This is a genomic window from Comamonas sp. MYb396, assembly GCF_037479555.1.
Classification (GTDB): Bacteria; Pseudomonadota; Gammaproteobacteria; order Burkholderiales; family Burkholderiaceae_C; genus Comamonas.
This window is the reverse complement of record NZ_JBBGYU010000010.1, coordinates 60751-84473: the sequence shown is the minus strand read 5'-3', so window position 1 is coordinate 84473 and position 23723 is coordinate 60751. Positions and strand designations below refer to the sequence as shown.

The 23723-nt window shown below is 65.8% G+C and carries 23 protein-coding genes; 13 read left to right on the top strand and 10 right to left on the bottom strand.

The window, feature by feature from the left end; genetic code table 11:
* Positions 1–2: 2 nt before the first annotated feature.
* Both narI and WH265_RS20640 read left to right on the top strand, forming a co-directional pair.
* Positions 3–725, top strand: coding sequence for a respiratory nitrate reductase subunit gamma (gene narI / locus WH265_RS20645; protein ID WP_116927489.1), 723 nt, complete (start codon positions 3–5; stop codon positions 723–725).
* Positions 722–1618 carry a peptidylprolyl isomerase gene (locus tag WH265_RS20640; protein WP_339559509.1) on the top strand — a complete coding sequence of 299 codons (897 nt, stop codon included), beginning with the start codon at positions 722–724 and terminating at the stop codon, positions 1616–1618. The genes narI and WH265_RS20640 overlap by 4 nt, the downstream gene beginning before the upstream one ends.
* A gap of 802 nt (positions 1619–2420) precedes the next feature.
* Here the strand turns inward: WH265_RS20640 and WH265_RS20635 are convergent.
* The gene (locus WH265_RS20635) at positions 2421–2627 is read right to left on the bottom strand and encodes a DUF3079 domain-containing protein (protein WP_230773705.1); all 207 of its coding nucleotides are present in this window, start codon (positions 2625–2627) and stop codon (positions 2421–2423) included.
* 133 nt (positions 2628–2760) lie between these two features.
* Here WH265_RS20635 and WH265_RS20630 point away from each other — a divergent pair, with 133 nt between their 5' ends.
* From WH265_RS20630 to WH265_RS20620, 3 genes are read left to right on the top strand one after another with little or no spacing between them, the layout of a single operon-like run.
* Positions 2761–3318, top strand: coding sequence for a hemerythrin domain-containing protein (locus WH265_RS20630; RefSeq protein ID WP_339559508.1), 558 nt, complete (start codon positions 2761–2763; stop codon positions 3316–3318).
* Positions 3315–5315, top strand: coding sequence for a type IV pili methyl-accepting chemotaxis transducer N-terminal domain-containing protein (locus WH265_RS20625; protein WP_339559507.1), 2001 nt, complete (start codon positions 3315–3317; stop codon positions 5313–5315). Before WH265_RS20630 ends, WH265_RS20625 begins: the two co-directional genes overlap by 4 nt.
* Positions 5312–6013 (top strand): response regulator, encoded by a 702-nt coding sequence (locus WH265_RS20620; RefSeq protein WP_339559506.1) that lies wholly within the window; start codon positions 5312–5314, stop codon positions 6011–6013. Before WH265_RS20625 ends, WH265_RS20620 begins: the two co-directional genes overlap by 4 nt.
* Before the next feature lie 39 nt (positions 6014–6052).
* Here the strand turns inward: WH265_RS20620 and WH265_RS20615 are convergent, their stop codons facing one another.
* The gene (locus tag WH265_RS20615) at positions 6053–7579 is read right to left on the bottom strand and encodes an aminotransferase-like domain-containing protein (RefSeq protein ID WP_339559505.1); all 1527 of its coding nucleotides are present in this window, start codon (positions 7577–7579) and stop codon (positions 6053–6055) included.
* Positions 7580–7689: 110 nt separating this feature from the next.
* Here WH265_RS20615 and WH265_RS20610 point away from each other — a divergent pair, with 110 nt between their 5' ends.
* The 3 genes from WH265_RS20610 to WH265_RS20600 all read left to right on the top strand — a co-directional run bounded on the left by WH265_RS20610 (position 7690) and on the right by WH265_RS20600 (position 10871).
* The gene (locus tag WH265_RS20610; protein WP_339516743.1) at positions 7690–8301 is read left to right on the top strand and encodes a LysE family translocator; all 612 of its coding nucleotides are present in this window, start codon (positions 7690–7692) and stop codon (positions 8299–8301) included.
* Between the two features lie 116 nt (positions 8302–8417).
* The gene (locus WH265_RS20605) at positions 8418–8564 is read left to right on the top strand and encodes a hypothetical protein (RefSeq protein WP_021029027.1); all 147 of its coding nucleotides are present in this window, start codon (positions 8418–8420) and stop codon (positions 8562–8564) included.
* Positions 8565–9002: 438 nt separating this feature from the next.
* A complete protein-coding gene (locus tag WH265_RS20600) occupies positions 9003–10871 on the top strand; it encodes a phosphoenolpyruvate carboxykinase (GTP) (protein ID WP_339559504.1) in 1869 nt (622 codons plus the stop codon).
* Between the two features lie 384 nt (positions 10872–11255).
* On the opposite strand, the gene WH265_RS20595 is transcribed toward WH265_RS20600, so the two are convergent.
* Positions 11256–11666 (bottom strand): hypothetical protein, encoded by a 411-nt coding sequence (locus WH265_RS20595; RefSeq protein WP_239645084.1) that lies wholly within the window; start codon positions 11664–11666, stop codon positions 11256–11258.
* A 173-nt stretch (positions 11667–11839) separates the two neighbouring features.
* On the opposite strand from WH265_RS20595, the gene WH265_RS20590 reads away from it, so the two are divergent.
* The 3 genes from WH265_RS20590 to WH265_RS20580 all read left to right on the top strand — a co-directional run bounded on the left by WH265_RS20590 (position 11840) and on the right by WH265_RS20580 (position 14371).
* Positions 11840–12817 carry a LysR family transcriptional regulator gene (locus WH265_RS20590; RefSeq protein ID WP_021029030.1) on the top strand — a complete coding sequence of 326 codons (978 nt, stop codon included), beginning with the start codon at positions 11840–11842 and terminating at the stop codon, positions 12815–12817.
* Positions 12818–12859: 42 nt separating this feature from the next.
* The gene (locus tag WH265_RS20585) at positions 12860–13705 is read left to right on the top strand and encodes a metallophosphoesterase (protein WP_339559503.1); all 846 of its coding nucleotides are present in this window, start codon (positions 12860–12862) and stop codon (positions 13703–13705) included.
* A 243-nt stretch (positions 13706–13948) separates the two neighbouring features.
* Positions 13949–14371, top strand: a complete 423-nt coding sequence (locus WH265_RS20580; RefSeq protein WP_339559502.1) for a universal stress protein — start codon at positions 13949–13951, stop codon at positions 14369–14371.
* 172 nt (positions 14372–14543) lie between these two features.
* On the opposite strand, the gene WH265_RS20575 is transcribed toward WH265_RS20580, so the two are convergent.
* Positions 14544–15488: a LysR family transcriptional regulator ArgP gene (locus WH265_RS20575; RefSeq protein ID WP_339516736.1), complete on the bottom strand. Its 945-nt coding sequence runs from the start codon at positions 15486–15488 to the stop codon at positions 14544–14546.
* An 87-nt stretch (positions 15489–15575) separates the two neighbouring features.
* On the opposite strand from WH265_RS20575, the gene WH265_RS20570 reads away from it, so the two are divergent.
* Positions 15576–16910 (top strand): D-amino acid dehydrogenase, encoded by a 1335-nt coding sequence (locus WH265_RS20570; RefSeq protein ID WP_339559501.1) that lies wholly within the window; start codon positions 15576–15578, stop codon positions 16908–16910.
* Between the two features lie 70 nt (positions 16911–16980).
* Here WH265_RS20570 and WH265_RS20565 read toward each other — a convergent pair whose 3' ends face one another.
* Both WH265_RS20565 and WH265_RS20560 read right to left on the bottom strand, forming a co-directional pair.
* On the bottom strand, positions 16981–18081 hold the full coding sequence (locus tag WH265_RS20565; protein WP_021029035.1) for a branched-chain amino acid aminotransferase: 1101 nt from the start codon (positions 18079–18081) through the stop codon (positions 16981–16983).
* Between the two features lie 238 nt (positions 18082–18319).
* Positions 18320–19129, bottom strand: coding sequence for an alpha/beta fold hydrolase (locus tag WH265_RS20560; protein ID WP_339559500.1), 810 nt, complete (start codon positions 19127–19129; stop codon positions 18320–18322).
* 155 nt (positions 19130–19284) lie between these two features.
* Here WH265_RS20560 and WH265_RS20555 point away from each other — a divergent pair, with 155 nt between their 5' ends.
* Positions 19285–19812 carry a flavin reductase family protein gene (locus tag WH265_RS20555; protein ID WP_339559499.1) on the top strand — a complete coding sequence of 176 codons (528 nt, stop codon included), beginning with the start codon at positions 19285–19287 and terminating at the stop codon, positions 19810–19812.
* A 59-nt stretch (positions 19813–19871) separates the two neighbouring features.
* On the opposite strand, the gene WH265_RS20550 is transcribed toward WH265_RS20555, so the two are convergent.
* The 4 genes from WH265_RS20550 to dapA form a co-directional block, all read right to left on the bottom strand.
* Complete coding sequence (locus WH265_RS20550) at positions 19872–20645, bottom strand: ferredoxin--NADP reductase (protein WP_116927613.1); 774 nt, start codon at positions 20643–20645, stop codon at positions 19872–19874.
* 157 nt (positions 20646–20802) lie between these two features.
* The gene (locus WH265_RS20545; RefSeq protein WP_027011415.1) at positions 20803–21627 is read right to left on the bottom strand and encodes an IclR family transcriptional regulator; all 825 of its coding nucleotides are present in this window, start codon (positions 21625–21627) and stop codon (positions 20803–20805) included.
* A gap of 29 nt (positions 21628–21656) precedes the next feature.
* Positions 21657–22793, bottom strand: coding sequence for an alpha-hydroxy acid oxidase (locus WH265_RS20540; RefSeq protein ID WP_339559498.1), 1137 nt, complete (start codon positions 22791–22793; stop codon positions 21657–21659).
* Between the two features lie 13 nt (positions 22794–22806).
* The gene (dapA, locus tag WH265_RS20535) at positions 22807–23721 is read right to left on the bottom strand and encodes a 4-hydroxy-tetrahydrodipicolinate synthase (RefSeq protein WP_339559497.1); all 915 of its coding nucleotides are present in this window, start codon (positions 23719–23721) and stop codon (positions 22807–22809) included.
* Positions 23722–23723: the final 2 nt, after the last annotated feature.

The following is a 23723-nucleotide window of genomic DNA, read 5'->3' as shown; positions in this document are numbered from 1 at the left end:
CCATGCCCATTGCATTGCACAACTTCCTGTTTAACGTCTATCCCTACATCTGCCTGGCCGTCTTTCTGATGGGGAGCCTCGCGCGCTTTGACCGCGACCAGTACACCTGGAAGAGCGACTCCTCGCAGATGCTGCGCGCCGGCCAGCTGCGCTGGGGCAGCAACCTGTTCCATATCGGCATCCTGTTCCTGCTGTTCGGCCACACGGTGGGCTTGCTCACGCCGCACTTCATGTATGAGTGGCTGATCACCGCGCCGCAAAAGCAGATGCTGGCCATCATCTCCGGCGGCACCGCCGGCCTGGTCTGCTTTATCGGCCTGAGCCTGCTGCTGCACCGGCGCATTGCCGATCCGCGCATCCGCCGCACCAGCCACCGCACCGATCTGGCCATCCTCATCATCCTGTGGGTGCAGCTGGTGCTGGGCCTGGCCACCTTGCCCGCCTCGTTCTCGCACCGGGCCGATGCCCACGCGATGCTGGTGCTGGCCGACTGGGCCCAGCGCATCGTCACCTTCCGCCCCGACGCGGCAGGCCTGGTGGCGCTGGACTGGCCGTTCAAGGTGCACATGGTGCTGGGCATGACGATCTTCCTGCTCTTCCCCTTCAGCCGCCTGGTGCATGTCTGGAGCGGCTTCGCCTCCGTGGCCTACCTGGCACGGCCCTACCAGCTGGTGCGTGCGCGCCGTCTGAACCTGTCCAACAAGCAGCCAGGAGGCCGCCCATGAACGCCGATCTGCACACCCCCACCGGTGGCTGCGGCAGCGCAGCCTGCAGCTGCCAGGACAGCCCCGCCGCCCCCAGCCTGCCCCGCATCGAGGCGCCGCTGGGTGCCCCGCGCGATGCGCTGGCTGCTGCCCAGGTCAACGGCATTGCGCTGTGCGATGCCGATGAGCTGCTGGACCCGCTGGAGCTGCGCCAGCGCGCCTGCACCGAGCTGCTGCGCCAGGCTGCCCAGGCCCAGGGTCTGCTCGCTGCTGACGACCCCGTGCCCCGCGCCGGCGCCATCAGCGAAGCGGCCGGCAGCGCCATCGAGCAGCTGCTGGACGCCGAGCTGCAACTGCCCGAGCCCGACGACAACGCCGGCCGCCGCCACTACCAGGCGCATGCCGCCCGCTACGCCCGGGGCGAGCGCGTGCGGGCACGCCATGTGCTCTTCGCAGTGACGCCGGGTGTCGACATCAACGCCTTGCGCCAGCGCGCCGAGGCCTGCCTGCTGGATGTGCGCAGCGCCACCCCGCAAGAGCAGGCCGCCGGCGACCGCTTTGCCGCCGCTGCCAGCACCAGCAGCAACTGCCCCAGCGGCGCGCGGGGCGGCCAGCTGGGCTGGCTGCGCATCGAAGACTGCGCCCCCGAGTTCGCCCGCGAGCTTTTCGGCCATGCCGAGGTGGGGGTGTTGCCGCGCCTGGTGCACAGCCGCTTTGGGCTGCATGTGGTGGAGGTGCAGGAGCGCGATGCGGGCACCGTGCCGCCTTATGAGCAGGTGCGGGCCGCTGTGTTGCAGCAGTTGCGGCAGCAGAGTTTTGCGACGGGCTTGTCGCAGTATTTGCGGGTGTTGGCTGGGCGGGCGCGGGTGGTGGGAGTGGATTTGGAAGGGGCGGAGACGCCTTTGGTGCAGTAGCTCTTTTGTTTGTTTGCTCTGCCGTAGGTCTGGCAGTCTCGTTTGTTCTAACGACAGAGGCCGGGAGCCTCCAAGTAAGAGATGCTGACGGATTCAGCTGCCGTTTTATCTCCATTTTTCTGTCGAAGGACAGAGGCCGGATTTCGTCCGGCGGCCGACTCACTTTTCTTGCTCGCACAAGAAAAGTAAGCAAAAGAAGTGCGCCCCTGCTGTCTGCGACCCCTCCGCTGCGCTGCGGGGCAACCTGTGCTGAGACGTTTGCGGGCTGCGCCGTGGAACTCACTACGCGCTAAAGCGCTCCGTTCAAACAGCCACGGCGAGTCAGTTCACGAAGCATGCGCGCTGGGGCGCGCATGCCAGCCCGCAAACGCCCCATCACAGGCGCATACAGAAGGGGGTGTAGTCCCCTTCCATGCCGAGCGCAGCGATGGCATTGCGGCTGCTGGATCCCTCTTCCCCCTTCTAGCCGTGCCGAGAAGCACAGACCCAGGGGCGGGCGTGTGCCGAAGGACACACGCCTTCGTGGTCATGCTTGCCGCATCTGTTTGAACGGAGCGCCTTGGCGCGTAGTGAGTTATGCGGCACGCCCCTGGGTCGAGCATCGCAGGTTGCCCCAGTGCCGCAGGCACTGGGGACACGGATAGCAGGGGCGTGCTTCTTTGCTTACTTTCTTGCACGAGCAAGAAAGTGAGTCGCCTGCCGGGCGAAAACCGGCCTCAGGCCTGAGGGCCAAGGCAGGAGCCTGCAGGGCCAAGAGCGATGGAATGCCGACCGTCATACGATCCGCACGCCGCCCGAAACATCAGGACTGCCCTGGCAGACCATCACCCTCAGCAGGCTGAGAAGCCAAAGGATCCCACTCTGCCCAATCGGGCCCAAACAACTCCACCGGGTGCGCCGACCGCTCCGATCCATTGCCACAAGCCATGGACGACGCAGCGCAATAACGGTCACACCCCCAGCAAGTCCGCTCAGGATGCGCAGGATGGATAGGAAAACGTTTGGCCATAAAGAGCTAACAGGGCAAAGATATAGCAGTACCGCACCACTGTGCGCCTGCGCCAGTCAGCAGAATTTGACCTGGATCATGCTTGGCGTACACCGCAACGCACAGGCAGCGATGGGCAGCGAAAATGGAGGCTGTGACACAGCTCCTGAACACCCCACCCACAGCAGGCTTTGACGAGCCTTTCGGCATGCTGCAGGCCTGCCACGGCCGGGTGGCGCGCAGCCTGGATCTATTGGTCCGCCTGGGTGCCTACCTGGCCGAGCAGGGCGGCGGCGATGCGCAGGGCCAGGCGCGCGATGCGGCGGCTGATGTGCAGCGCTACTTTGACCTGGCGGCGCCCTTGCACCACCAGGATGAAGAGCAGCATGTGCTGCCCGTACTGCGGGCGGCGGGGCAGGGCGCGCTGGCCGACCAGCTGCAGGCCGAGCACCGGCAGATGGAGGCGCTGTGGCCGGCGATACGGGCGGATCTGCAGGCAGTGCAAGCAGGCCATGCACCGACGGGCGAGGCGCTGGTGGCGGCCCGGCGCCGCTGGGCGGATTTTGCCGAGATCTATACGTGCCATATCGCGGCAGAGGAGACGCAGGCCTACCCCAGCGCGCAAGCGCAATTGGAGCCTGCCGTGCAAGCCGCGATGGGGCGCGAGATGGCGCAGCGGCGCGGGGTGCGTTACCCGGAGGCGGGGCCATGAAAGGGGAACTGCAGCCAGCACGCCAGCGGCCGCTGGCCGTCAAGATCGGCGCCATTGGTTGCGCGCTGCTGCTGATGGCGCTGGTCGCGATTGGTCTGACCTTGCGGCTGACCTGGTCGCTCGAAGGGGGCGCTGCGGCCGTCAACGAAGCGGGGCGCATGCGCATGCAGACCTGGCAGCTGGCGCAGGCCTTGCCGGAGGCGAGCCCGCAGCGCCTGGCCTTGCTGATCGGCCAGCTCGACACCAGCCTGGCCTTGCTGGAAAAGGGCGATGCCGCCCGGCCGCTGTCGGTGCCGCGCGATGCGGCCTCGCGTGCCGCCCTGCAAGCTGTGCAGCAACGCTGGCAGCGGCTGCGCGCAGCCTGGCAGCAGCCGGTGACTGGCAGCCAGGTGGTGCAGGCCGAGGTCACGGCCCAGCAGGCGCAGAGCTTTGTCGGCGAGGTGGACCACCTGGTCGGCCGCATCGAGCAGCAACTGGCGCGCTGGACGACCTGGCTCAACACCGCCCAGTTCGTGATGATGGCGCTGGCCATTGCCGCCGCGCTGGCGCTGCTGTATGCGGCGCAGCTGCTGGTGTTTGGGCCGCTGGCGCGGCTGCAGACGGCCCTGGCCCAGGTGGAGGCGGGCGATTTGTCGGTGCGGGTACAGGCCGATGGCGGCGATGAGTTTGGTGCGCTGGCGCGGGGCTTCAACCGCATGGCGGTGCGCCTGCAGGACCTGTATGCCAGCCTGGAGCGCCGCGTGCAGCAAAAGACCGAACACCTGCAGGCCGAACGCGCCCGCCTGGCGGTGCTGTACGAGGCTGCCGCGCTGGTGGCGCGCGCCGATGCGCTGCCGGTGCTGGCCCAGGGCTTTGCGGCCCAGATGCGCAAGACGGCGCAGGCCGATGCGGTGGCGCTGCGCTGGTCAGATGAGCACAACCGCCGCTATGTGCTGCTCGCGTCCGAAGGGCTGCCCGAGGAGATGGCCGATGCCGAGCACTGCCTGCCCACCGGTGACTGCTTTTGCGGCCAGCCCCAGGCCCAGGCGCAGACCCAGCTGGTGGCGCTGCAGGACTGGCGCCGTGGCGTGCCGGCAGCGGCCGGCCGGGTCGATGCCGGGCAATGCCGGCGGGCGGGCTTTGTCAGCGTGCTGAGCGTGCCGGTGCGGCTGCATGAGCGCATGGTGGGCGAGGTGGACCTGTTCTTTCGCCAGGCCACCACCTTGGCCGCCGATGACCGCGCACTGCTCGATGCGCTGGCCAGCCACCTGGCCGGTGGCATGGAGGGCTTGCGCGCCGACGCCTTGCAGCGCGAAGCGGCGGTGGCCGACGAGCGCGGACTGCTGGCGCGCGAGCTGCACGACTCCATCGCGCAGAGCCTGGCGTTCTTGAAGATCCAGGCGGGGCTGTTGCGCAGCGACATGGCACGGCTGCCCCCGGATGGCGCGCGCGTACAGGCAACCTTGGGCGAGCTCGATACCGGCATCCGCGAAAGCCTGTCCGATGTGCGCGAGCTGCTGCTGCACTTTCGCACCCGTACCAATGCCGAGGACATCGTGCCTGCGCTGCGCACCACCTTGACCAAGTTCGAGCACCAGACCGGTCTGCCCGCGCAGCTGCAGATTGCCGGCGAAGGCATGGCGCTGCCGCCCGATGTGCAGGTGCAGGTGCTGCATGTGGTGCAGGAAGCGCTGTCCAATGTGCGCAAGCATGCGCAGGCCAGCCAGGTGTGGGTGGAGGTGGAGCAAGGCCCGCAGTGGGCGGTAGAGGTGCGCGACGATGGCCAGGGCATGGCGCAGGCCGCCCTGGCGCTGGATGAAACCCATGTGGGCCTGCGCATCATGCGCGAGCGCGCTGCTGGCATTGGTGCCAGCCTGGAGATCCATTCCGTCCCCGGGGCCGGCACCTGCGTGCGCCTGAGCCTGCCCCGCTTGCAGCCCCTGCAACCCCTTCAGCCCCTACCGACATTTCAGCCGCCCACGGCCGCAACCCTTGCCACCTCCAGGAGCCCCGCATGACGGCAGCGCAAGCGCCTACCCCCGCGATACGCCTGCTGGTGGTGGATGACCACCCGCTTTTTCGGCGCGGTGTGATCGCGCTGCTGGCCGCCCAGCCGCAGCTGCAGGTGGTGGCCGAGGCCGGCGATGCGGGCGAGGCGCTGCGCCAGGCCGCGCAGCTGCAGCCCGATGTGGTGCTGCTGGACCACCATATGCCGGGCGTGAGCGGCGTGGACCTGTTGCCGGACCTGCGCGCAGCAGCGCCAGCGGCGCGGGTGCTGGTGCTCACCGCCAGCGAAGACGCGGGCACGCTGGCGCTGGCCTTGCAGCGCGGCGCCCAGGGCTACCTGCTCAAGACGGCCGACAGCGAGGTGCTGGTGGCCGCGATCGAGCGCGCGCTGCGCGGCCAATCGACGGTGAGCATGGAGATGACCGACAAGCTGGTGAGCGTCCTGCAAAACCGGCCGCTGGAGCCGGCTGCGGCGCCGCCGGCCATGCCCGAACCGGCCGACCCGCTGGAGCAGCTGTCGCCGCGCGAGCTGGAGATCCTGCGCGAAATTGCCGCGGGTGCCAGCAACAAGGAGATTGCGCGCAGCCTGGCGATTGCCGAGACCACGGTGAAGATCCATGTGCAGCACATTCTGCGCAAGCTGGGCCTGTCATCGCGCGTGCAGGCCGCGGTGCTGCTGACCGAGGGGCGCGGGCGTACAGGGGCCTGAGGCCATCAGCGCAAGCGCGTGGCCGCCACCGGTGTCCGATCAAGCGCCCCGGTGGCGCTCCAGCAGCAGGGCCAGGGTCTGCCAGGCAGCCGGCTGCTCGGCCATGGCCACCGAGATGCGCAGCAAGCTCGACGGCGCCTGGCGCGGCGAGAACAGCACGCCGGGCGCCAGCAGCAGGCCATGCTCGCTGGCCTGGCGCGCCAGCAGTTCCGAATCCATGCCGCAGTCCACCCAGGCGAAGGTGCCGGCGACCGGCTCATGCACCGCGTGGCAGCCCAGCGCTTCGAGCTGGCGCAGGCAGCGGTGGCGCGCCTTGTCCACCCGCTCGCGCAGCCGGTCCACATGCTTGCGGTAGCTGCCATCGGCCAGGATGCGGTGCACGATCTGCTCGCTGGGCAGCGCCGAGGTCAGGCCCCCCAGCAGCTTCAGATCGGTCAGCTGGTGGATGAACTCGGGGCGCGCGGCCACATAGCCCACGCGCAAGCCGCCCGACAGCGTTTTGGAGTAACCCCCCACCAGCAGCACGCGCTGCAGCCGGTCCATGGCCGCCAGGCGCAAGGGCATATTGCCCAGGTACTCAGAATAGGTGTCGTCCTCGACCAGCAGAAAATCATGCCGCTCGGCAATGCGCAGCACCTCGTGCGCCACGCCGGCCGACAGGCTCAGCCCGGTGGGGTTGTGCACGGCGGTGTTGAGAATGAAGAGCTTGGGCTGGTGCTGCGCGGCCAGTGCCTGCAGCGCCTGCACATCGGGGCCGCCGGGCAGGCGCGGCACCCCCACCACATTCACCCCCATGGTGTTGAGGCGGCCAAAGATCAGGAACCAGCCCGGGTCCTCGACCAGCACGGTGTCGCCGGGCTGCAGAAAGCAGCGCACGATCAGGTCCAGCCCGTGGGTGACGCCGCTCACCGTCATCAACTGGGTCTCGGGATGGGCCGGTACTTCCTGCGCCTGTAAGGTCGATGCGATCTGGCGGCGCAGCGGCGCCAGGCCCTGGGGCAGGCCATAGCCCAGCAGGCTGCGCTCGGCACGCAGGCCCTGCTTCAGGATGGTGCGCAGCGCGCCGCTGATCAGGCCCTCGTCCATCCAGCTGGCGGGCAGGCAGCCGGCGCTGCCGGTGTGGCCGGAGCCATCGGCATCCTCGCGGAAGATGCCGCGCAGCAGGTAGGAGGTATCAAAGGCCGCGCCCTGGGCCAGGCTGGCGGCAGGGGCTGCGGCCGCCTCGGCCAGCGCACGCTGGGCGCAGACAAAAAAGCCCGCACCCCGGCGCGACTGCACCAGGCCCTGCGCGGCCAGCCGGTCATAGGCCTGCACGACGGTGTCGCGGCTCACCCCTGCCTGCTCGGCCAGCGCCCGCACCGACGGCAGGCGCATGCCCGCGCGCAGCCCGTGGTTGCGGATGCGGTCGCTGAAATGCGCCACCAGCTGCTCGACCAGCGATGCGCTGCCGGTGCGCACTGGCTGCCAGCCCCAGGCAGCTGCGGCCAGCGGAGGGGCGCTGGGGCTGGGGGCAGCGGTATAGGCGACATCGGCGATATCAGCAGCCGGCGAAAGTGTCTGGGTCATAAGAGCAGGCCAATTCTTGAACTGGCCAGATAAAGTGTACCGGTACTGTACTGCATCGAGGACTTAGCATAGCAGCAGCTTTTCTTTTCTCCTTTTTTCCGCACCTTGCCATGTCCGTTCTGCCCGAAACCTCCGCCTTTGTGTTGCCCCTGGCCCTGTTCGCCTTTGTCAGCTCGGTCACGCCAGGCCCCAACAATGTGATGCTGACGGCCTCGGGCGCGAGCTTTGGCTACCGCCGTACGGTGCCGCACATGCTGGGCATCAGCCTGGGGGTGGTGGCCATGCTGCTGCTGGTGGGCCTGGGCCTGGGCGTGGCCTTTGAGCGCGAGCCGCGCCTCTACACCTGGCTCAAGTACCTGGGCGCTGCCTACCTGCTGTGGCTGGCCTGGAAGATTGCCCGCTCCGGCCAGGCGGGTGCCGGGCAGGCGGCTGCGCAACCTTTTGGCTTTTGGCAGGCCGCTGCCTTCCAGTGGGTCAACCCCAAGGCCTGGATCATGGCCATCGGCATTGTGGCCACCTACACCCCGCGCGATGGCTATGCCGCCAACCTGCTGCTCGCCGCGCTGGTGCTGGGCCTGGTGAACTACCCCAGCGTCAGCGTCTGGACCTTGTTTGGCAGCGCCGTGGGCCGCGCGCTGCGCACACCCCGGGCGCTGCAGCGCTTCAACTGGTGCATGGCGGCGCTGCTGGTGCTGTCGCTCTACCCGGTGCTGGAGGGCTGACAGCGGGCGAGCCGACCCAGGAGCCTGGCACCGTGGCAGGCTCAGGGTTCGCCCGGCATGCAGGCCCGGCGCCCGCTCGCTACAATGGTCCTCAGCCTTTGCATTGGAGAGAGCCCATGTCCAGCCCGCACACCGACGCCGACACCGAACACGCCCCGATGGATACCGTGGAAGCCATTGTTCCGCTGATGCCCGTGGTGCTGCCGCTGGTGGGCGCGCTGATGATGTTCCTGCTGGCCTTTATCGCCGTACACATGGCCTGAGCGCTGCGCGCGATCGGCGCGCCAAACCCCGTTGCTGAACCCGCCGCTGGCGGGTTTTTTGTTGCCTGGCGTTCGCTGACGAAGGCTGGCACGGCCCTGTGCTGGCCAGGCCCCTGGGTGACGTCTGGTTGACGCCTGGGTGGTGCCTGGGTGGTGCCGGGCCCAGCGCCACCTGCGCGACAGGGCTGTTGCCCAAGAAACCGGTATCAATACAGTTATGCATTTTGTCATGCATCAAATGCATAGATGCGAAGACTGAAAATCACCGTTTTGGGGGCCGACTGCTAAAATCGCCAGTCCAGCGTAGGCATTGTTGCGCACAGGCATTGCGCCTTGTCCGACGCTGTGGAGACGGTTTTTCAAAAATGGGTTGCTGTCGGCCAAGGAGCTTGTCGCAGCGGTTTTTGATGAACCGTTTACAACTTTGAAAGCCTTCCCATGAACGCAAACATCCAAGCCGGTGTCGCCATTCAGGCCCCCGACTACGTCAAGAACCCCAAGCTCATCGCCTGGGTGGCCGATATGGCCGCACTGTGCAAGCCCGATGCCGTCTACTGGTGCGATGGCAGCCAGGAAGAATACGACCGCCTCTGCCAGCAACTGGTCGATGCCGGCACCTTCAAGAAGCTCAACCCCGCCAAGCGCCCAGGCAGCTTTCTGGCCTGGTCCGACCCGTCGGACGTGGCCCGCGTGGAAGACCGCACCTACATCTGCTCGGCCAAGAAGGAAGACGCCGGCCCGACCAACAACTGGATGGAACCTGCCGAGATGCGCTCGACTCTACAGCCGCTGTTTGACGGTTGTATGAAGGGCCGCACCATGTATGTGGTGCCGTTCTCGATGGGCCCGCTGGGCTCGCCGATTGCCCACGTGGGCATCGAGCTGTCCGACAGCGCCTATGTGGTGGTCAATATGAAGATCATGACCCGCATGGGCCGCGCCGTGTACGACGTGATCGGCAGCGATGGAGATTTTGTGCCCTGCGTGCACACCATCGGCGCGCCGCTGCAAGCCGGCGAGAAGGACACGACCAGCTGGCCTTGCAACAAGACCAAGTACATCGTGCACTACCCCGAGACGCGCGAAATCTGGTCCTACGGTTCGGGCTACGGTGGCAATGCGCTGCTGGGCAAGAAGTGCTTTGCGCTGCGCATCGCCTCGACCATGGGCCGCGACCAGGGCTGGCTGGCCGAGCACATGCTGATTCTGGGCGTGCAAAACCCCCAGGGCAAGAAGTACCACGTGGCCGCCGCTTTCCCCAGCGCCTGCGGCAAGACCAATTTCTCGATGCTGGTGCCGCCCACCGGCTTTGAAGGCTGGAAGGTCACCACCATCGGTGACGACATCGCCTGGATCAAGCCCCAGGCCGACGGCTCGCTGCGCGCGATCAACCCCGAAGCTGGCTACTTTGGCGTGGCCCCTGGCACCAACTACCACACCAACCCCAACTGCATGGCCAGCCTGGACAAGAACGTGATCTTCACCAACGTTGCGCTGACCGATGACGGCGATGTGTGGTGGGAAGGCATGGAAAAGGACAGCGGCCAGCTGCCCGAGCACCTGATCGACTGGCAAGGCAAAGACTGGACGCCCCAGATCGCCAAGGAAACCGGCGCCAAGGCCGCCCACCCCAATGCCCGCTTTACCGTCGCTGCCACCAACAACCCGGCGCTCGACGAAGCCTGGGACGACCCCAAGGGCGTGAAGATCGATGCCTTCATCTTTGGTGGCCGCCGCTCGACCACCGTGCCGCTGGTGACCGAGGCGCGCAACTGGAAGGAAGGCGTCTACATGGCTGCGACCATGGGCTCCGAAACCACCGCTGCCGCCTTTGGCGCGCAAGGCGTGGTGCGCCGCGATCCGTTCGCAATGCTGCCTTTCATGGGCTACAACATGAGCGACTACTTCGCCCACTGGCTGAACCTGGGCGACAAGCTCGAAGCCGCTGGCGCGCAGCTGCCCAAGATCTACACCACCAACTGGTTCCGCAAGGATGCCGCTGGCAAGTTCGTCTGGCCTGGCTACGGTGAGAACATGCGCGTGCTCAAGTGGATGCTCGACCGCCTCGAAGGCCAGGTGCAGGGCACGCAGACCGCCTTTGGTGTGGCACCGCAGTATGCCGAGATCAACTGGACCGGCCTGGACTTCAATGCCGAGCAGTTCAAGACCGTCACCAACATCGACACCGCCGTCTGGACCGAAGAGCTGGCATCGCACCAGGCCCATTTCGACCACCTGGCCCAGCGCCTGCCCCAGGCGCTGCTGGACATCAAGGCCGATCTGGAAAAGCGCCTGGTCGCTGCCTGATCGGTAGCTGGCGAGCTCGCTGGTAGCCCCGCTGCCAGTGGCTGGGATAGCGCAACACAGCAAAACCCCGCATGTTTTAGGCATGCGGGGTTTTGTTTTGGGTGCTTGGTTTGTTGTGAGCGCGCTTGGACTCAGCGTCAGCGCATCGATGGAACTGTGGTTTGTTGCATACAGCCAGCATGTTGCGGGGCAGGAAAGTGCTTGCCAAGCGTTTTCCTAGCACCTGCGGCTTGCGCAGGCGGAGGTGTTCCGCAATCCCAAACCGCTGATCCACTTTGGATGAGATGCAGCCACCAGCAACAAAAAAGCCACGGCATGCCGTGGCTCTTGAAAAGGCAGATCGTGGCTGCCGGCGCTGGGGCTCTGGAGGAACCCCGGCGTTGATCAGTAGTTCTTGTGGTAGAACGAAACCGCTGCGTCGCTCATGGCGCGGTTCAGGTCAGCCATCACGCGGCTGTCTTGCAGGGCCACTTGCCAGGTCTTGTCGTCTTCCAGGGCGCGGCGGTGGCCTTCGTCCCAGCTGCGGCGGGCGGCGCGCAGGCTGCTGCTCAGGTTGCGGGCAGGGGCGGCCAGCAGGGCGATGGCGACAAAGGCGACAGCCCACAGCAGGGCCCAGCCAGCGATCCAGTGGCTACCGCCAGCGACGGAGTCCACCAGGCGGGTAGCAACCACCAGCACGGCAGCGACCAGCGCGGCCAGCATCAGCGATGCGCCAACGCCCTTGGTGCCGAAGGTGGTCTTGAGATGTTCAGCAGCACGTTCCACACGCAGAACGCCCGTGTGTTCGGTAGCCATGTCAGTGTGTACAAAACTGTTGGTCATGATGGATGTCTTTGGTATTAATGCTTCTTTGAAGCGATGAACGAAGTATAGGGTTTACCCTAGACGTTCTCAAATTTATCTTTTGAATCTGTATCATTCATGTCAGTGATGTATTGCGGTTCGCCCAGCGCTGCAAAGGATTGAAAATGCTGCCCCACCAATTTCGGCACCTGGACCTGAACCTCTTGCGTGTATTCGACGAGGTGATGAATGAGCGCAGCCTGACCCGGGCGGCCGACAAGCTAGCCATCACCCAGCCGGCAGTCAGCAATGCGATGCGGCGCTTGCGCGAGGCGCTGCATGACGAACTGTTGGTGCGCAGCGGCCAGGGCGTGGAGCCCACGCCGCTGGCCAATGCGCTGTGGCCGGTGGTGCGCGAATCGCTGGCGCGCCTGCAGGCCAGCTTTGCACCGGAGCGCTTTGACCCCGCGCATGCGACCCAGGCCTTTGTCGTGGCGATGGCCGATGCGACCGCCGCCACCTTGCTGCCCAGCCTGATGCATATTCTGGAGACCGAGGCACCAGGCGTCTCTGTGCATGTGCAACCACTCACTACCCGGGATCCGCGCGAGGAGCTGGAAGCCGAGACCGCCGACCTGGCCGTGGGCTATTTCCCCTTTGTGCTCGCGGAGATGACGGCCCGCGCCCAGTCGGGGGACCTGGTGGATTTCGAGAGCCGGCGCCTCTATGACGGCGAATACCTCTGCGTGATGCGCAAGGATCACCCTTTGAGTGAGGGCTTGCTGACTTTGGAGCGCTACTGCGATGCGCGCCATATGCTGGTGAGCTTTTCCGGCCAGCCCTTTGGCTTTCTGGACGAGGCGCTGGCATCGATCGGCCGCAAACGCCGGGTGGTGCTGACGGTGAACCAGTACTTCACCGCCGCCCGCGTGGTGGCGCGCACCGATCTGCTGACTGTCCTGCCGCGCCACTTTGTGCCCGCCACCGGTATCGCCGATCTGCTGGCCTTCCAGCCGCTGCCGCTGCGCGTCGAGGCCGTGCATGTGGATGCGCTCTGGCGCAGCCGCAGCGGGCATATTCCGCCCTCGGCGCTGGAATGGATGCTGCACGCGCTGGAGCGCTCGGCCCGGGCGGCTTTTCCTGACCTGGAATTACCGATGTAGCGGGGCTGCAAGGCGCCAAAGCCCATGGTAGGCTTGGCGACCATGCACCTGCAAATTCTGTCCGACCTGCATCTGGAGACCCACCCCCATTTCCGTGCCCAGCCTGCGCCCGGCGCACAGTTGCTGGTGCTGGCCGGCGACATTGGCTCCTACCAGAATGGCTCGATGCTGGACGATGCCGATTTTGGCCTCACCCAGTTCAGCCCGCAACAGGCCGGCGGCCATTGGCCCGAACCGGTGATCCTGGTGCCCGGCAACCATGAGTTCGACAACCAGGATTTCGATACCGCCCGGCTGCGCCTGCGTGCCAGCTGCGAAAAGCTGGGCATCACCATGCTCGACTGCGACACCCTGGTCATCGATGGCGTACGCTTTATCGGCACCACGCTCTGGTCCGACTACGACGCCATTGCGCTGCACAACGGCGTGACCGAGCTGGGTGCGCTGATGAAGCAGCGCGAGAAGGCCTTCAAGGCTGCCAATTTCTACCTGACCAAGGCCCAGATGCAGCGCAACGGCCAGCCCTTTTTGGCCGCCGAGATGCGCGACGAAGCGCTGCGTTGCCAGGAATGGCTGCGCGCCGCACTGGCCGAGCCCTTTGACGGCAAGACCGTCGTCATCACCCACTTTGCGCCCAGCCTGCGCAGCGCCGATCCGCGCTATGGACTGACCCCTGGCACCGCCGGCTTTTGCAATGTGCTCGATGACCTGCTGCCCTATGCCGACCTCTGGATCCATGGCCATCTGCATGCTCCGAGCGACTATGTGGCCAAAGGCCAGCACAGCGATGGCCGCCCCTGGCAATGCCGGGTCGTGGCCAACCCGCTGGGCTATGCGCGCAAGGGCGAGCAGGAAAGCTTCAATCCGCATTGCTTGGTGCGGGTGTAGCCAGGTTTGCTCCATTTCCGGCCTCCCCTCGCCAAATCTCAAATCCAAGGGTTTTTACCTAAATTTATCGCCAGGCCTGATGCACATCAATGCCCGTTTGACGATAAATCTATAAGCTGATACACATGATTTAGCCTGTAAAGCGCGTTCTTGCTGATGGAGCGCGGGTTTGCCAGGCCACAGTCCAGCGTTGGTGGCGCCACCGGTGTTGGGTCCCTCACCCCTTTTTGAAGGAGTCAAGGCATGCGTATTTTGTTGGCCGTTGATGGCAGCCCCTACACCCAGAAGATGCTCGATTACCTGGCAGCGCACGCAGAGTGGCTGACGCCCAACCACCACTATACGGTGCTCACGGTGCAGCCTTTGCTGCCGCCCCGGGCCGCCAAGGCCTTGGGCAAGGCGCTGGTGGATGACTACCACAGCGAGGAGGCGCAGAAGGTGCTGGTGCCGGTGCAGGAGTTTCTGGCCGCCCACCAGGTCAAGGCTGTGGCCGAGACTGCCGTCGGCCCGATCTCGCAGACCATTGCCGAGACGGCCGATAAGGGTGACTATGACCTGCTGATCATGGGCACCCGGGGCCATGGCGCACTGGCCAAGCTGGTGCTGGGCTCGGTGGCGACCCAGGTGCTGGCCGAGAGCAAGCTGCCGGTATTGCTGATTCGGTAAATGGATCAGATCATGCGTCTGTCATTTGCTATTCACCATATAGCAATACTTGGCGTGGATACTGCACAAGCAATGGATTTCACTGATGAGGGAGGGATGGAACCACCGGTGCGATGAATGCCTGTGGACATCCGGAAACTGCTTGCATCCCCCTGGGGTGCAGGCAGTTTTTTTATGCCTTGACGGTGGCGCGCGCGGCGGCCGTGGGCGGCGCCAGGCTGCTCTTGGCGCTGTGCACCATCGCGTCGCTCAGGGCGCCCAGCAAGGCCGACTGCAGATTCCAGCAGTGCCAGTACAGGTCCACGCGCAGCACCTGGGCCTCGGCCACATTGACCAGGCGGCCATCGGCGAGATAAGGGCGGGCCAGCAGCTCGGGCACCACGCCCACGCCCCAGCCAGCAGCCACGGCGCGCACCTGGGCTTCGGAATTGGGCACATAGAGCTGGTGCAGGCCGACGGTCTTGAGGCCCATCGCGCGGGCGACAAACACGCGCTGCATGTCGTCCTTGCGGTTGTAGCTGAGAAACGGCAGGTGCTTGAAGTTGCTGCGGTTGATGCCCTGCGGCACATGCTGCTGGGCAAAACTGGGCGCTGCCACGGCGATGTAGTGCATGGCGCCCAGCGCGGTCACGCGGCAGCCGCGCAGCGCCTGCGGCATGGTGGTGACGCAGCCGAGCACCTCGCCGGTGCGCAGCAGCTCCAGCGTGTGGTCCTGGTCGTCGGTGATGATCTCCAGCGGCAGCTGCTGCAGTGCGATGTCCTGCAGCGCATCGAGCGCCCAGGTGGCAATGCTGTCGGCATTGATGGCAATCGAGATGGCCTCGTCATGCGCGCTGCGGCCCATGGCGTGGGGCAGCAGGCTGTGCAGCTCCTGCTCCAGGTCGGTGCGCAGCAGCCGCAGCTGCTGGGTGTGCTTGAGCAGCAGCTGGCCGGCAGCGGTGGGCCGCAGCGGGCGGCTGCGCACCACCAGCACCGAGCCGATCTGCGCCTCCAGCGCGCGCAGCCGCTGCGAGACGGCCGATTGCGTCACATTCAGGCGCAGCGCGGCCTTCTCGAAACCGCCTTCTTCAATCACGGCGGCCAGGCATTCCAGCGCGACCGGGTCCAGGTTGCTCATGGGGCTCCAGTATTAGAAGAACTGATGAATCTTGAAGAAGTTTAATTGCACTTTATGTTACAGCCAAGATGCCAGACACTGAGAGGCATGAAAGTCATCATCCTCGGCGCCGGCATCATCGGCACCAGCACTGCCTGGCATTTGCTGCAACTCGGCCATGACGTCACCGTCGTGGATCGCCAACCGGACGCGGCGCTGGAGACCAGCTATGCCAATGCCGCGCAGATCTCGGTGAGCTACTGCGAGCCCTGGGCCAACAAGCATGCCCCGCTCAAGGCGCTCAAGTGGATGTTCGACAAGGAGGCCCCGCTGCTGCTGCGCCCCCATGCCGATCCGCAGCAATGGCGCTGGCTCACGCAGTTTCTGGCCGAGTGCAATGACCGCTCCTTTGCCCGCAATGTGCAGCAGATCGTCGCGCTGGGTGCCTATAGCCACAACGCCTTGAAGGCGATGGTGGCGCAGACTGGCATCCAGTTCAACCGGCTCGAGCGCGGCATTGCCCACTTCTTCACCAGCGACGAAGCGGTGCAGGATGCGCAGATGGCCGTCGACCTGATGCGCCAGTACGGTGTGAACCGCCGCATGGTCAGCACCGAAGAGTTTTTGAAGATCGAGCCCGCCTTCAAGCCCTATGCCGCGCAGATCAAGGGCGGCACCTTTACCGAGAGCGACGAGAGCGGCGATGCGCGGGTGTTCACGCAAAAGCTCGCCCAGCTCTGCGCCCAAGGCGGCGTGCAGTTTCTCTACAACCACCGTGTTGAGCGGCTGAATGTGGCCGGTGGCGCGATCGACTCCGTCACCGTGCGCGCCACCGCAGCGGGCGCCGACAGCAGTCCGCGCACCTTGCAGGGCGATGCCGTCATCGTCGCCTGCGGCAGCTACACCGCGCCGCTGCTGCGCACCGTGGGCCTGAATGTCGCCATCTACCCCGGCAAGGGTTACAGCGCCACCTTGCCGATCTTGAAACCCGAGTCCGCGCCCTTTGTCAGCTGCATTGATGATGGCAACAAGCTGGCGATGAGCCGCCTGGGCAACCAGCTGCGCGTGGCCGGTACGATCGAGCTCAACGGTTTTGACAGCTCGCTGGACAGCCCGCTGGCCAAGGCCCGCTGCCATATGCTGGCGCGCCGCATCGAGGAGCTGATGCCCGGCGTCTGCGACACCCGCCTGCCCGAGCAAGGTGGCAACCCGCAGTTCTGGACCGGCCTGCGCCCCGCCACCCCCACCAATATCCCCTTCATCGGCCGCACCAAGATCGGCAAGCTCTGGATCAATGCCGGCCACGGCACCCTGGGCTGGACCCATGGCGCCGGCAGCGGCAAGGCCATGGCCGAGCTGGTGAGCGGCCGCATGCCAGAGATGCAGTTTGGCTTCTACGGCTATGAAAGCGAAGCCAAGCGCCGGGCCGCAGTCGCCGCCTGAACGGCAACGGACAACGCCATGAAAAAGGGCCGCACACTGTGCGGCCCTTTTAGCGTTTATCGCGGACGAATCAGGCGTCCAGACGCACCAGCCAGCCGTGGCGGTCAGGGGCGCGGCCGTACTGGATGTCGGTCAGTTCCTTGCGCAGGGCCATCGTGACTTCGCCAGCCGGGGCCGACAGGTCGCCCACCGAGAAGCCTTCGCCCTTGAGCTGGCCGATGGGGGTGATGACGGCAGCGGTACCGCAGGCAAACACTTCGGTGATGTCACCGGAGGCGACGCCTTGCTTCCACTCGTCCACAGCGATCTTGCGCTCTTCGACCACCATGCCACGGTCGCGTGCCAGTTGCAGCAGCGAGTCGCGCGTGATGCCTTCCAGAATGCTGCCCGACAGCGCGGGGGTGACCAGCTTGTTTTGCTTGCCGTAGACCAGGAACACGTTCATGCCGCCCAGCTCTTCGAGGTACTTGCCTTCGGCAGGGTCGAGGAACAGCACCTGCGAGCAGCCGTTGTCCTGCGCTTGCTGCTGGGGCAGCAGCGAAGCGGCATAGTTGCCGCCGCACTTGGCGGCACCCGTGCCACCCTTGGCCGCGCGGGCATAGTCGGTGGACAGCCAGATCGCCACGGGCGCCACGCCCTTGGCAAAGTAGGGGCCGGCGGGGCAGGCGATCACGTAGTAGGTGGCCTTGTGGGCGCTGCGCACGCCCAGGAAGACTTCGTCACCGATCATGAAGGGGCGCAGGTAGAGGCTCGCTTCGTTGCCGCTGGGCACCCAGTCCTTGTCCACGGCGATGATTTGCTTGAGCGATTCCACAAAGATATCGACCGGCAGCTCCGGCAGCGCCAGGCGGCGGGCGGAGCGCTGCAGGCGCTCGGCATTGGCCTGGGGGCGGAAGGTCCAGACCGAGCCGTCAGCATGGCGGTAGGCCTTGATGCCTTCAAAGATTTCCTGGCCGTAGTGCAGCACGGCGGCCGCAGGGTCCAGCGCAATCGGGCCGTAAGGGGTCACGGCCGCATCGCGCCAGCCGCCCTCTTTGTCCCAGTGCACCGAGACCATGTGGTCGGTGAAGTGCAGACCAAAACCCGGGTTGTCCAGAATCTTGGCGCGCTCTTGGGCGCTGCGTGGCTGGCTCGATGGGGTGACGGCAAAGGTCAGGGAAGAGGGGGACACGGGACTAATCCTTCAGTTGGCAACAGGGACAGCAGCGTCCTGTGGGGAGCCGCTGCCGATCATGGTGGCCGTCCGCCAGCCTGGAGAGGCTCCAGGAAAGTGACGGGCTGCACGCCAAACCCCATAGCATGCCAGTTTTTTGCCCCGGTGGCGCCAAGCGGGCTGCATTGCCAGGATGGCAAGTCAACCAACTGCAGAGGCAAAGCGCCGCCGCAGGCGCCGGATTTACGGGTTTTTCCTAGTGCACCGTGGCACGCTGGGTCGCCAAAAAGTCGAGCAGCAGGCCCTCGAAGGCATCGGGGCTCTCCAGCTGGGGCCAGTGGCCAACGCCCTCCAGGCAGGCATGCCGAGCGTCGGGCAGTTGGTTTGCCAGCGCCTGCATACGCTGGGGCGGCATGCAGACATCCTGGCCGCCGCTCACCAGCAGGCAGCGCTGGCTGAGGTGGGGCAGGCGCTCGGCGAGGGTGCTGGGGCCGGCCAGCATCTCCAGCATGCGGCCATAGGCCAGCGGCTGGATCTGGGTGATTGCATGGCGCGCCAGCTGCAGCCCTTCGGGCAAGGCCTGCTGGCCCGATTGCAGCTGCACCAGCAGCTCGGCAAAGCGCTGCATCTGCACCGCCTCGGTGCTGGCCTGCTGCTGGCACTGGGCCAGCAGTTGCTGGCGCGTCTGCACCCAGTGCTGCTGGCTGTCCGCCCCCAGCGCCGGGCCGCCGGCCACCAGGCTCAGGCTGCGCACGCGGGTGGGGTGGCGCAGGGCCAGCTCGGCGGCCACCATCGCGCCCATGCCATGGCCAACGATATGGGCGCGGCCAATCTTCAGCGCTTCGAGCAGGCCGTCCGCCGTGGCGGCCAGCGCCTTCAGGCTGTAGCCGCCATAGGGCGGCGGGTTGGCATGGTAGCCAGGCATGTCCCAGGCGATCGCGCGGTAGCCCTGGCTGGCGAGCAGCTCCACCTGCGGGGCAAAGCCCAGGTGGTCGGTGTCGGCATCGTGGAGCATCAGCACCGTCGGGCCACTGCCGAGCATCGCGAAGTTGGGAATCAAGGACATAGGTTTGCTTCTCGCCGTGTGTTTCCCCCGCAGATGCGGCCCGCCTGCCTTGTTTTCAAGCACCTACGCGCGCAGGGGCCTCGCCCCCTGGCCGATAATGACCGCTATCCATGCTTTTGACGGCATGGCGTCTGCCCCTGCCGTCTGCCTGCCCCGTGAACCGCTCCCTCCCCCCCGAACACCTGCAATCGCCTGTTTCTGCCTCGTTTTCCGAACGTGAGTTTCGCAATGCGCTGGGCCAGTTCGCCACCGGGGTGGCCGTGGTGACGGCGCTGGCGCCCGATGGCAACAAGGTCGGGCTGACGATCAGCTCCTTCAATTCCGCCTCGCTCACGCCGCCGCTGGTGCTGTGGAGCCTGATGAAGACCGCCACCTCGATGCCGGTGTTCGAGAGTGTCAGCCACTACGCGATCAATGTGATGGGCGCGCACCAAAAGGAGCTGGCCCTGCAGTTCAGCCGCAAGGGCATCGACCGCTGGGCGGGCGTGGAGTATGAAATGGGCGTGACCGGCGTGCCGCTGCTCGCCGGCGCCATTGCCAGCTTTGAGTGCCGCAACGGCCCCCACCATGATGCGGGCGACCATGTGGTCCTGGTCGGCGAGGTCGCGCACTGCCAGCATGTGGTGGGCGTGCCGCCGCTGCTCTACCACGGTGGCAATTTCTACACCGAGCAGCTGATCTAATCTGCGCTGCAGACAACAAAAAACGACCCGAGGGTCGTTTTTCATTGGGCGGGCGCTGCTTACTTCTCGACGAAGGCGCGCTCCACCACAAAGTCGCCCGGCGTCGAGGTATTGCCTTCCTTGAAGCCCTTGGCTTCCAGCAGTTCCTTCAGCTCAGCGAGCATCGCGGGGCTGCCGCAGAGCATCACGCGGTCGGTGTCCGGGTTCAGTTCGGGCAGGCCGATGTTCTGCGGGAAGGTGCCGGCAGTGATCTGGTTGGAGATACGGCCCTGGTTGCGGAAAGGCTCGCGCGTCACCGTCGGGTAGTACACCAGCTTGTCCTTGACGATTTCGCCGAGGAACTCGTGGTTGGGCAGCTCTTCTTCGAGCAGCTGCTGGTAGGCCAGTTCCTGAACCTGGCGCACGCCGTGCACCACAACAACCTTTTCGAAGTGGTCATAGGTCTCGGGGTCGCGCGCTACCGACAGCCAGGGCGCCAGGCCCGTGCCGGTGCCGATCAGGTACAGGTTCTTGCCCGGCAGCAGGTAATCGACCAGCAAGGTGCCGGTGGGCTTTTTGCCGACGATGATGGTGTCACCCACCTGGATGTGCTGGAGCTTGCTGGTCAGCGGGCCGTCATCGACCTTGATCGACAGGAACTCCAGGTGCTCCTCGTAGTTGGGGCTGGCGATGGAATAGGCGCGCAGCAGGTTCTTGCCATCGACCTTCAGCCCAATCATCGTGAAGTGGCCGCTGGAAAAACGCAGCGCGGGATCACGGGTGGTCGTGAAGGAGAACAAACGATCGGTCCAGTGGTGAACAGACAGGACACGTTCTTCGAGAAAGGCGCTCATAGCAGTGCAGTAGTCAGTTGGTCTTGTGTATATCTATAAACGCTATTGTTCACTATTCATACAACTTAAACGTCATATGGACATATCGGCGCGTTGTGAGCGGGGTTTTTCGCTGAATCCATGCCTATTTTCGACTTGGCCGAATAACGTTGATCGTCTAGAAGTTATCCAGGATGTTGGAGATCGAGGTCGCCGCCAGCAGCACATGGGGCAGCAGCTCGGCCTCGGCCTTGGCCGTGCCCCAGCGGGTGGAGGGGGCCGAGATGGTGATCGCGCCAATGGGCACACCGCCCCGGCCGGTGATGGCGGCGGCCACCGAGATATCGCCCACCACGGTCTGGTTCTGCACAATCGCATAGCCGTCACGCTCGGCGTCTTCGATGCAGCGCAGCAGCTCCTCGGGGTCGGTCATGGTCTGCGCGGTGATCTTGACCAGTGGGGTCGATTCGATCAGGCGCAGGCGCTCGTCCATCGGCAGCTTGGCCATCATGGCGCGGCCCGAGGCGGTATAGGCCGCAGGCAGGCGCGAGCCCACGGCAAAGTCCGAGTTGTAGATATAGCGGCCCGGCACCTTGGCGATAAAGACCACCTCGTTGCCATCCATCTCCTGCAGGTTCGAGGTCTCGCCCAGGGTGTGGGTCATCTCGATCAGGTAGGGGTAGGCACGCTCGACGATGCGTTGCGAGCGCAGGTAGTTGTAGGACAGGCGCAGCACCTCGGGCGCGAGCGTGTAGAGGTTGGAGCCGGGCAGGCGCCGGATATAGCGCAGCTTCTCCAGGGTGAAGATGATGCGCTGGGTGGCACTGCGGTCGAGCTGGGCCGCGCGTGCAATCTCGGCGAGCGACATCTCGCGGTGGGTGTCGCGAAAGGCCTCCAGCACCTGGAAGGCCTTGGCCAGCGAGCCGACAAACAATGAGGATTCACGGGCGGTGGGTTCAACGCTTGCTACGGGCTCGGCAATGCTGTGTGTGGTTTTAGGCATCGTAAAAAGCGGCTGTCTCGGGTCACTGTCTAGTATTTTTGCAGAAAGGTCGCGTCCAGGCTGGTGGCCTGCGGGGCGCCCAGCAATCGGAGGGTGGTCTCCAGCTCGGCGCGCAGTATCTCCAGAACCTCGGCCACGCCCTGGGGCCCGCGCGAGGCCAGCCCGTACAGAGGCGCGCGCCCCAGCAAGACGGCATCGGCCCCCAGCGCCCGGGCTTTGGCGATGTCACTGCCGCGGCGCACCCCGCCATCGACAAAGATATGCATCTTGCCATGAACGGCGTCGGCAATCTGCGGCAATTGCGCCATCGGTGCGGGTGCGCACTCCAGCTGGCGCCCGCCGTGGTTGCTGACCACGATGCCATCGGCGCCGGCCTGCAGCGCGCGCTGGGCATCCTGGGCGCTCAGCAGGCCCTTGACGATGACCGGGCCCTGCCAGTGGCGGCGCACCCAGGCCAGGTCTTCCCAGCGCAGGGCCATGTCCATTTCACGGCTCATCGCGGCGGCCTGCTTCTGGATATTGCTCTCCACCCCGGCGCTGCGCGCCAGGTTGACCAGCTGCGGCGAGCCGCCCTGGCGCAGCATGCGCAGGCACCAGCGCGGGTGGCTGAGCAGGTCGGCCAGCAGCCGGGGCGTCCAGGGCACGGGCATGCGAAAGCCGTTGCGCACATCGTGGTCGCGCTTGCCATGCACCATGGTGTCCACGGTCAGCATCAGCGCGCTGAAGCCCGCCGCCTGCGCGCGCGCCATCATGCTTTGCGCAATGCGCCGGTCCTTTTGCACATAGAGCTGCAGCCACAGATCGCCCGGGCTGGCGGCGCGCACATCTTCCAACAGCGACGTGGAGGCGGTCGACATCACAAAGGGCAGGCCGGCGGCATGCGCTGCGCGGGCCAGCACCTGCTCGGCCTGCGGCCAGTACAGGCCGTTGAGCCCGGTCGGGCCTACAAAAGCGGGCATCGCCTGCTTGCGGCCAAACAAGGTGATGCTGGTATCCACCTGGCTGACATCGACCATCGTGCGCGGCAAGAAGGTGACATCGCCCCAGGAGGCGAGGTTGCGGGCCATGCTGCGGCCGTCTTCGGCGCCGCCTTCGAGGTAGTCAAAGGCAAAGCGGGACAGGCGCCGGCGGGCCAGCGCGCGGTAGTCTTTGATGGCGGGCAGCATGGCGGGTGCTCGCTCAGGCCAGCTGGCGCTCGGCCTGCAGGCGGGTCGCCAGCGCCTGGCGCAGGCGGGCGGACAAATCGGGGTTGCAGTCGACCAGCGGGGCCAGCAGGTGCGGGGCCTGGATGCCCACCAGGTCCCAGACCGACTTCATCGGGCCGGGGTTGGTCTCGGCAAAGGCCAGGTCCAACAGGCCAATCAACTCCTGGTGCAGGGCCAGCGCTTCTTCGGTCTTGCCGCTGGTCAGCAGTTCGTACATGCGGGTCCAGGTCTTGGGCAGCAGGTTGGCCGTCACGATGATGCCGCCCTGGGCGCCGCAGAGCATCTGCGCGGGGAAGATGGTGTCCTCGCCGCTCAGCACCGCAAAGCTGGCATCCACGCCCTGGACCACCTTGAGGAAGTGGTACATGTCGGTGTTGCAGGCCTTCATGCCGATGATGTTTTCGTGGCGCGACAGTTCATGCAGCACTTCGGGCGCAATCGAGATGCGGGTGCGGTAGGGGATCTCGTAGATCACCACCGGCAGCGGCGACGCATCGGCATAGCGCATGAAGTAGTCGCGGATGCCTTGCTGCGAGGGCGTGGTGTAGTAGGGCGTCAGCAGCATCAGCGCGTCGGCGCCGGCATCGGCCAGCGCCTGGCCCGAGGCGATCGCGTCGTGGTAGCCGGGGTCGAGCACGCCGGCCAGCACCGGCAGGTCGGCGGACTGGTGCTCGCGCACCGTGGCCACCATGCGGGCCCGCTCGGCGCGGGACAGCGCGCCGTACTCGCCGGTACCGCCCAGTGGCACGGTGCCGCTGATGCCGCTGCCTTGCAGGTGGGTGAGCAGCGCGCGCACGGCCTGGGTGTCGATCTGGCCGTCAGCGGTCACGGGCGTGGCCAGTGCCGGGAAGATGCCGCGGAGTTGCTCAGAGGTGATACGTGTAGTCATGG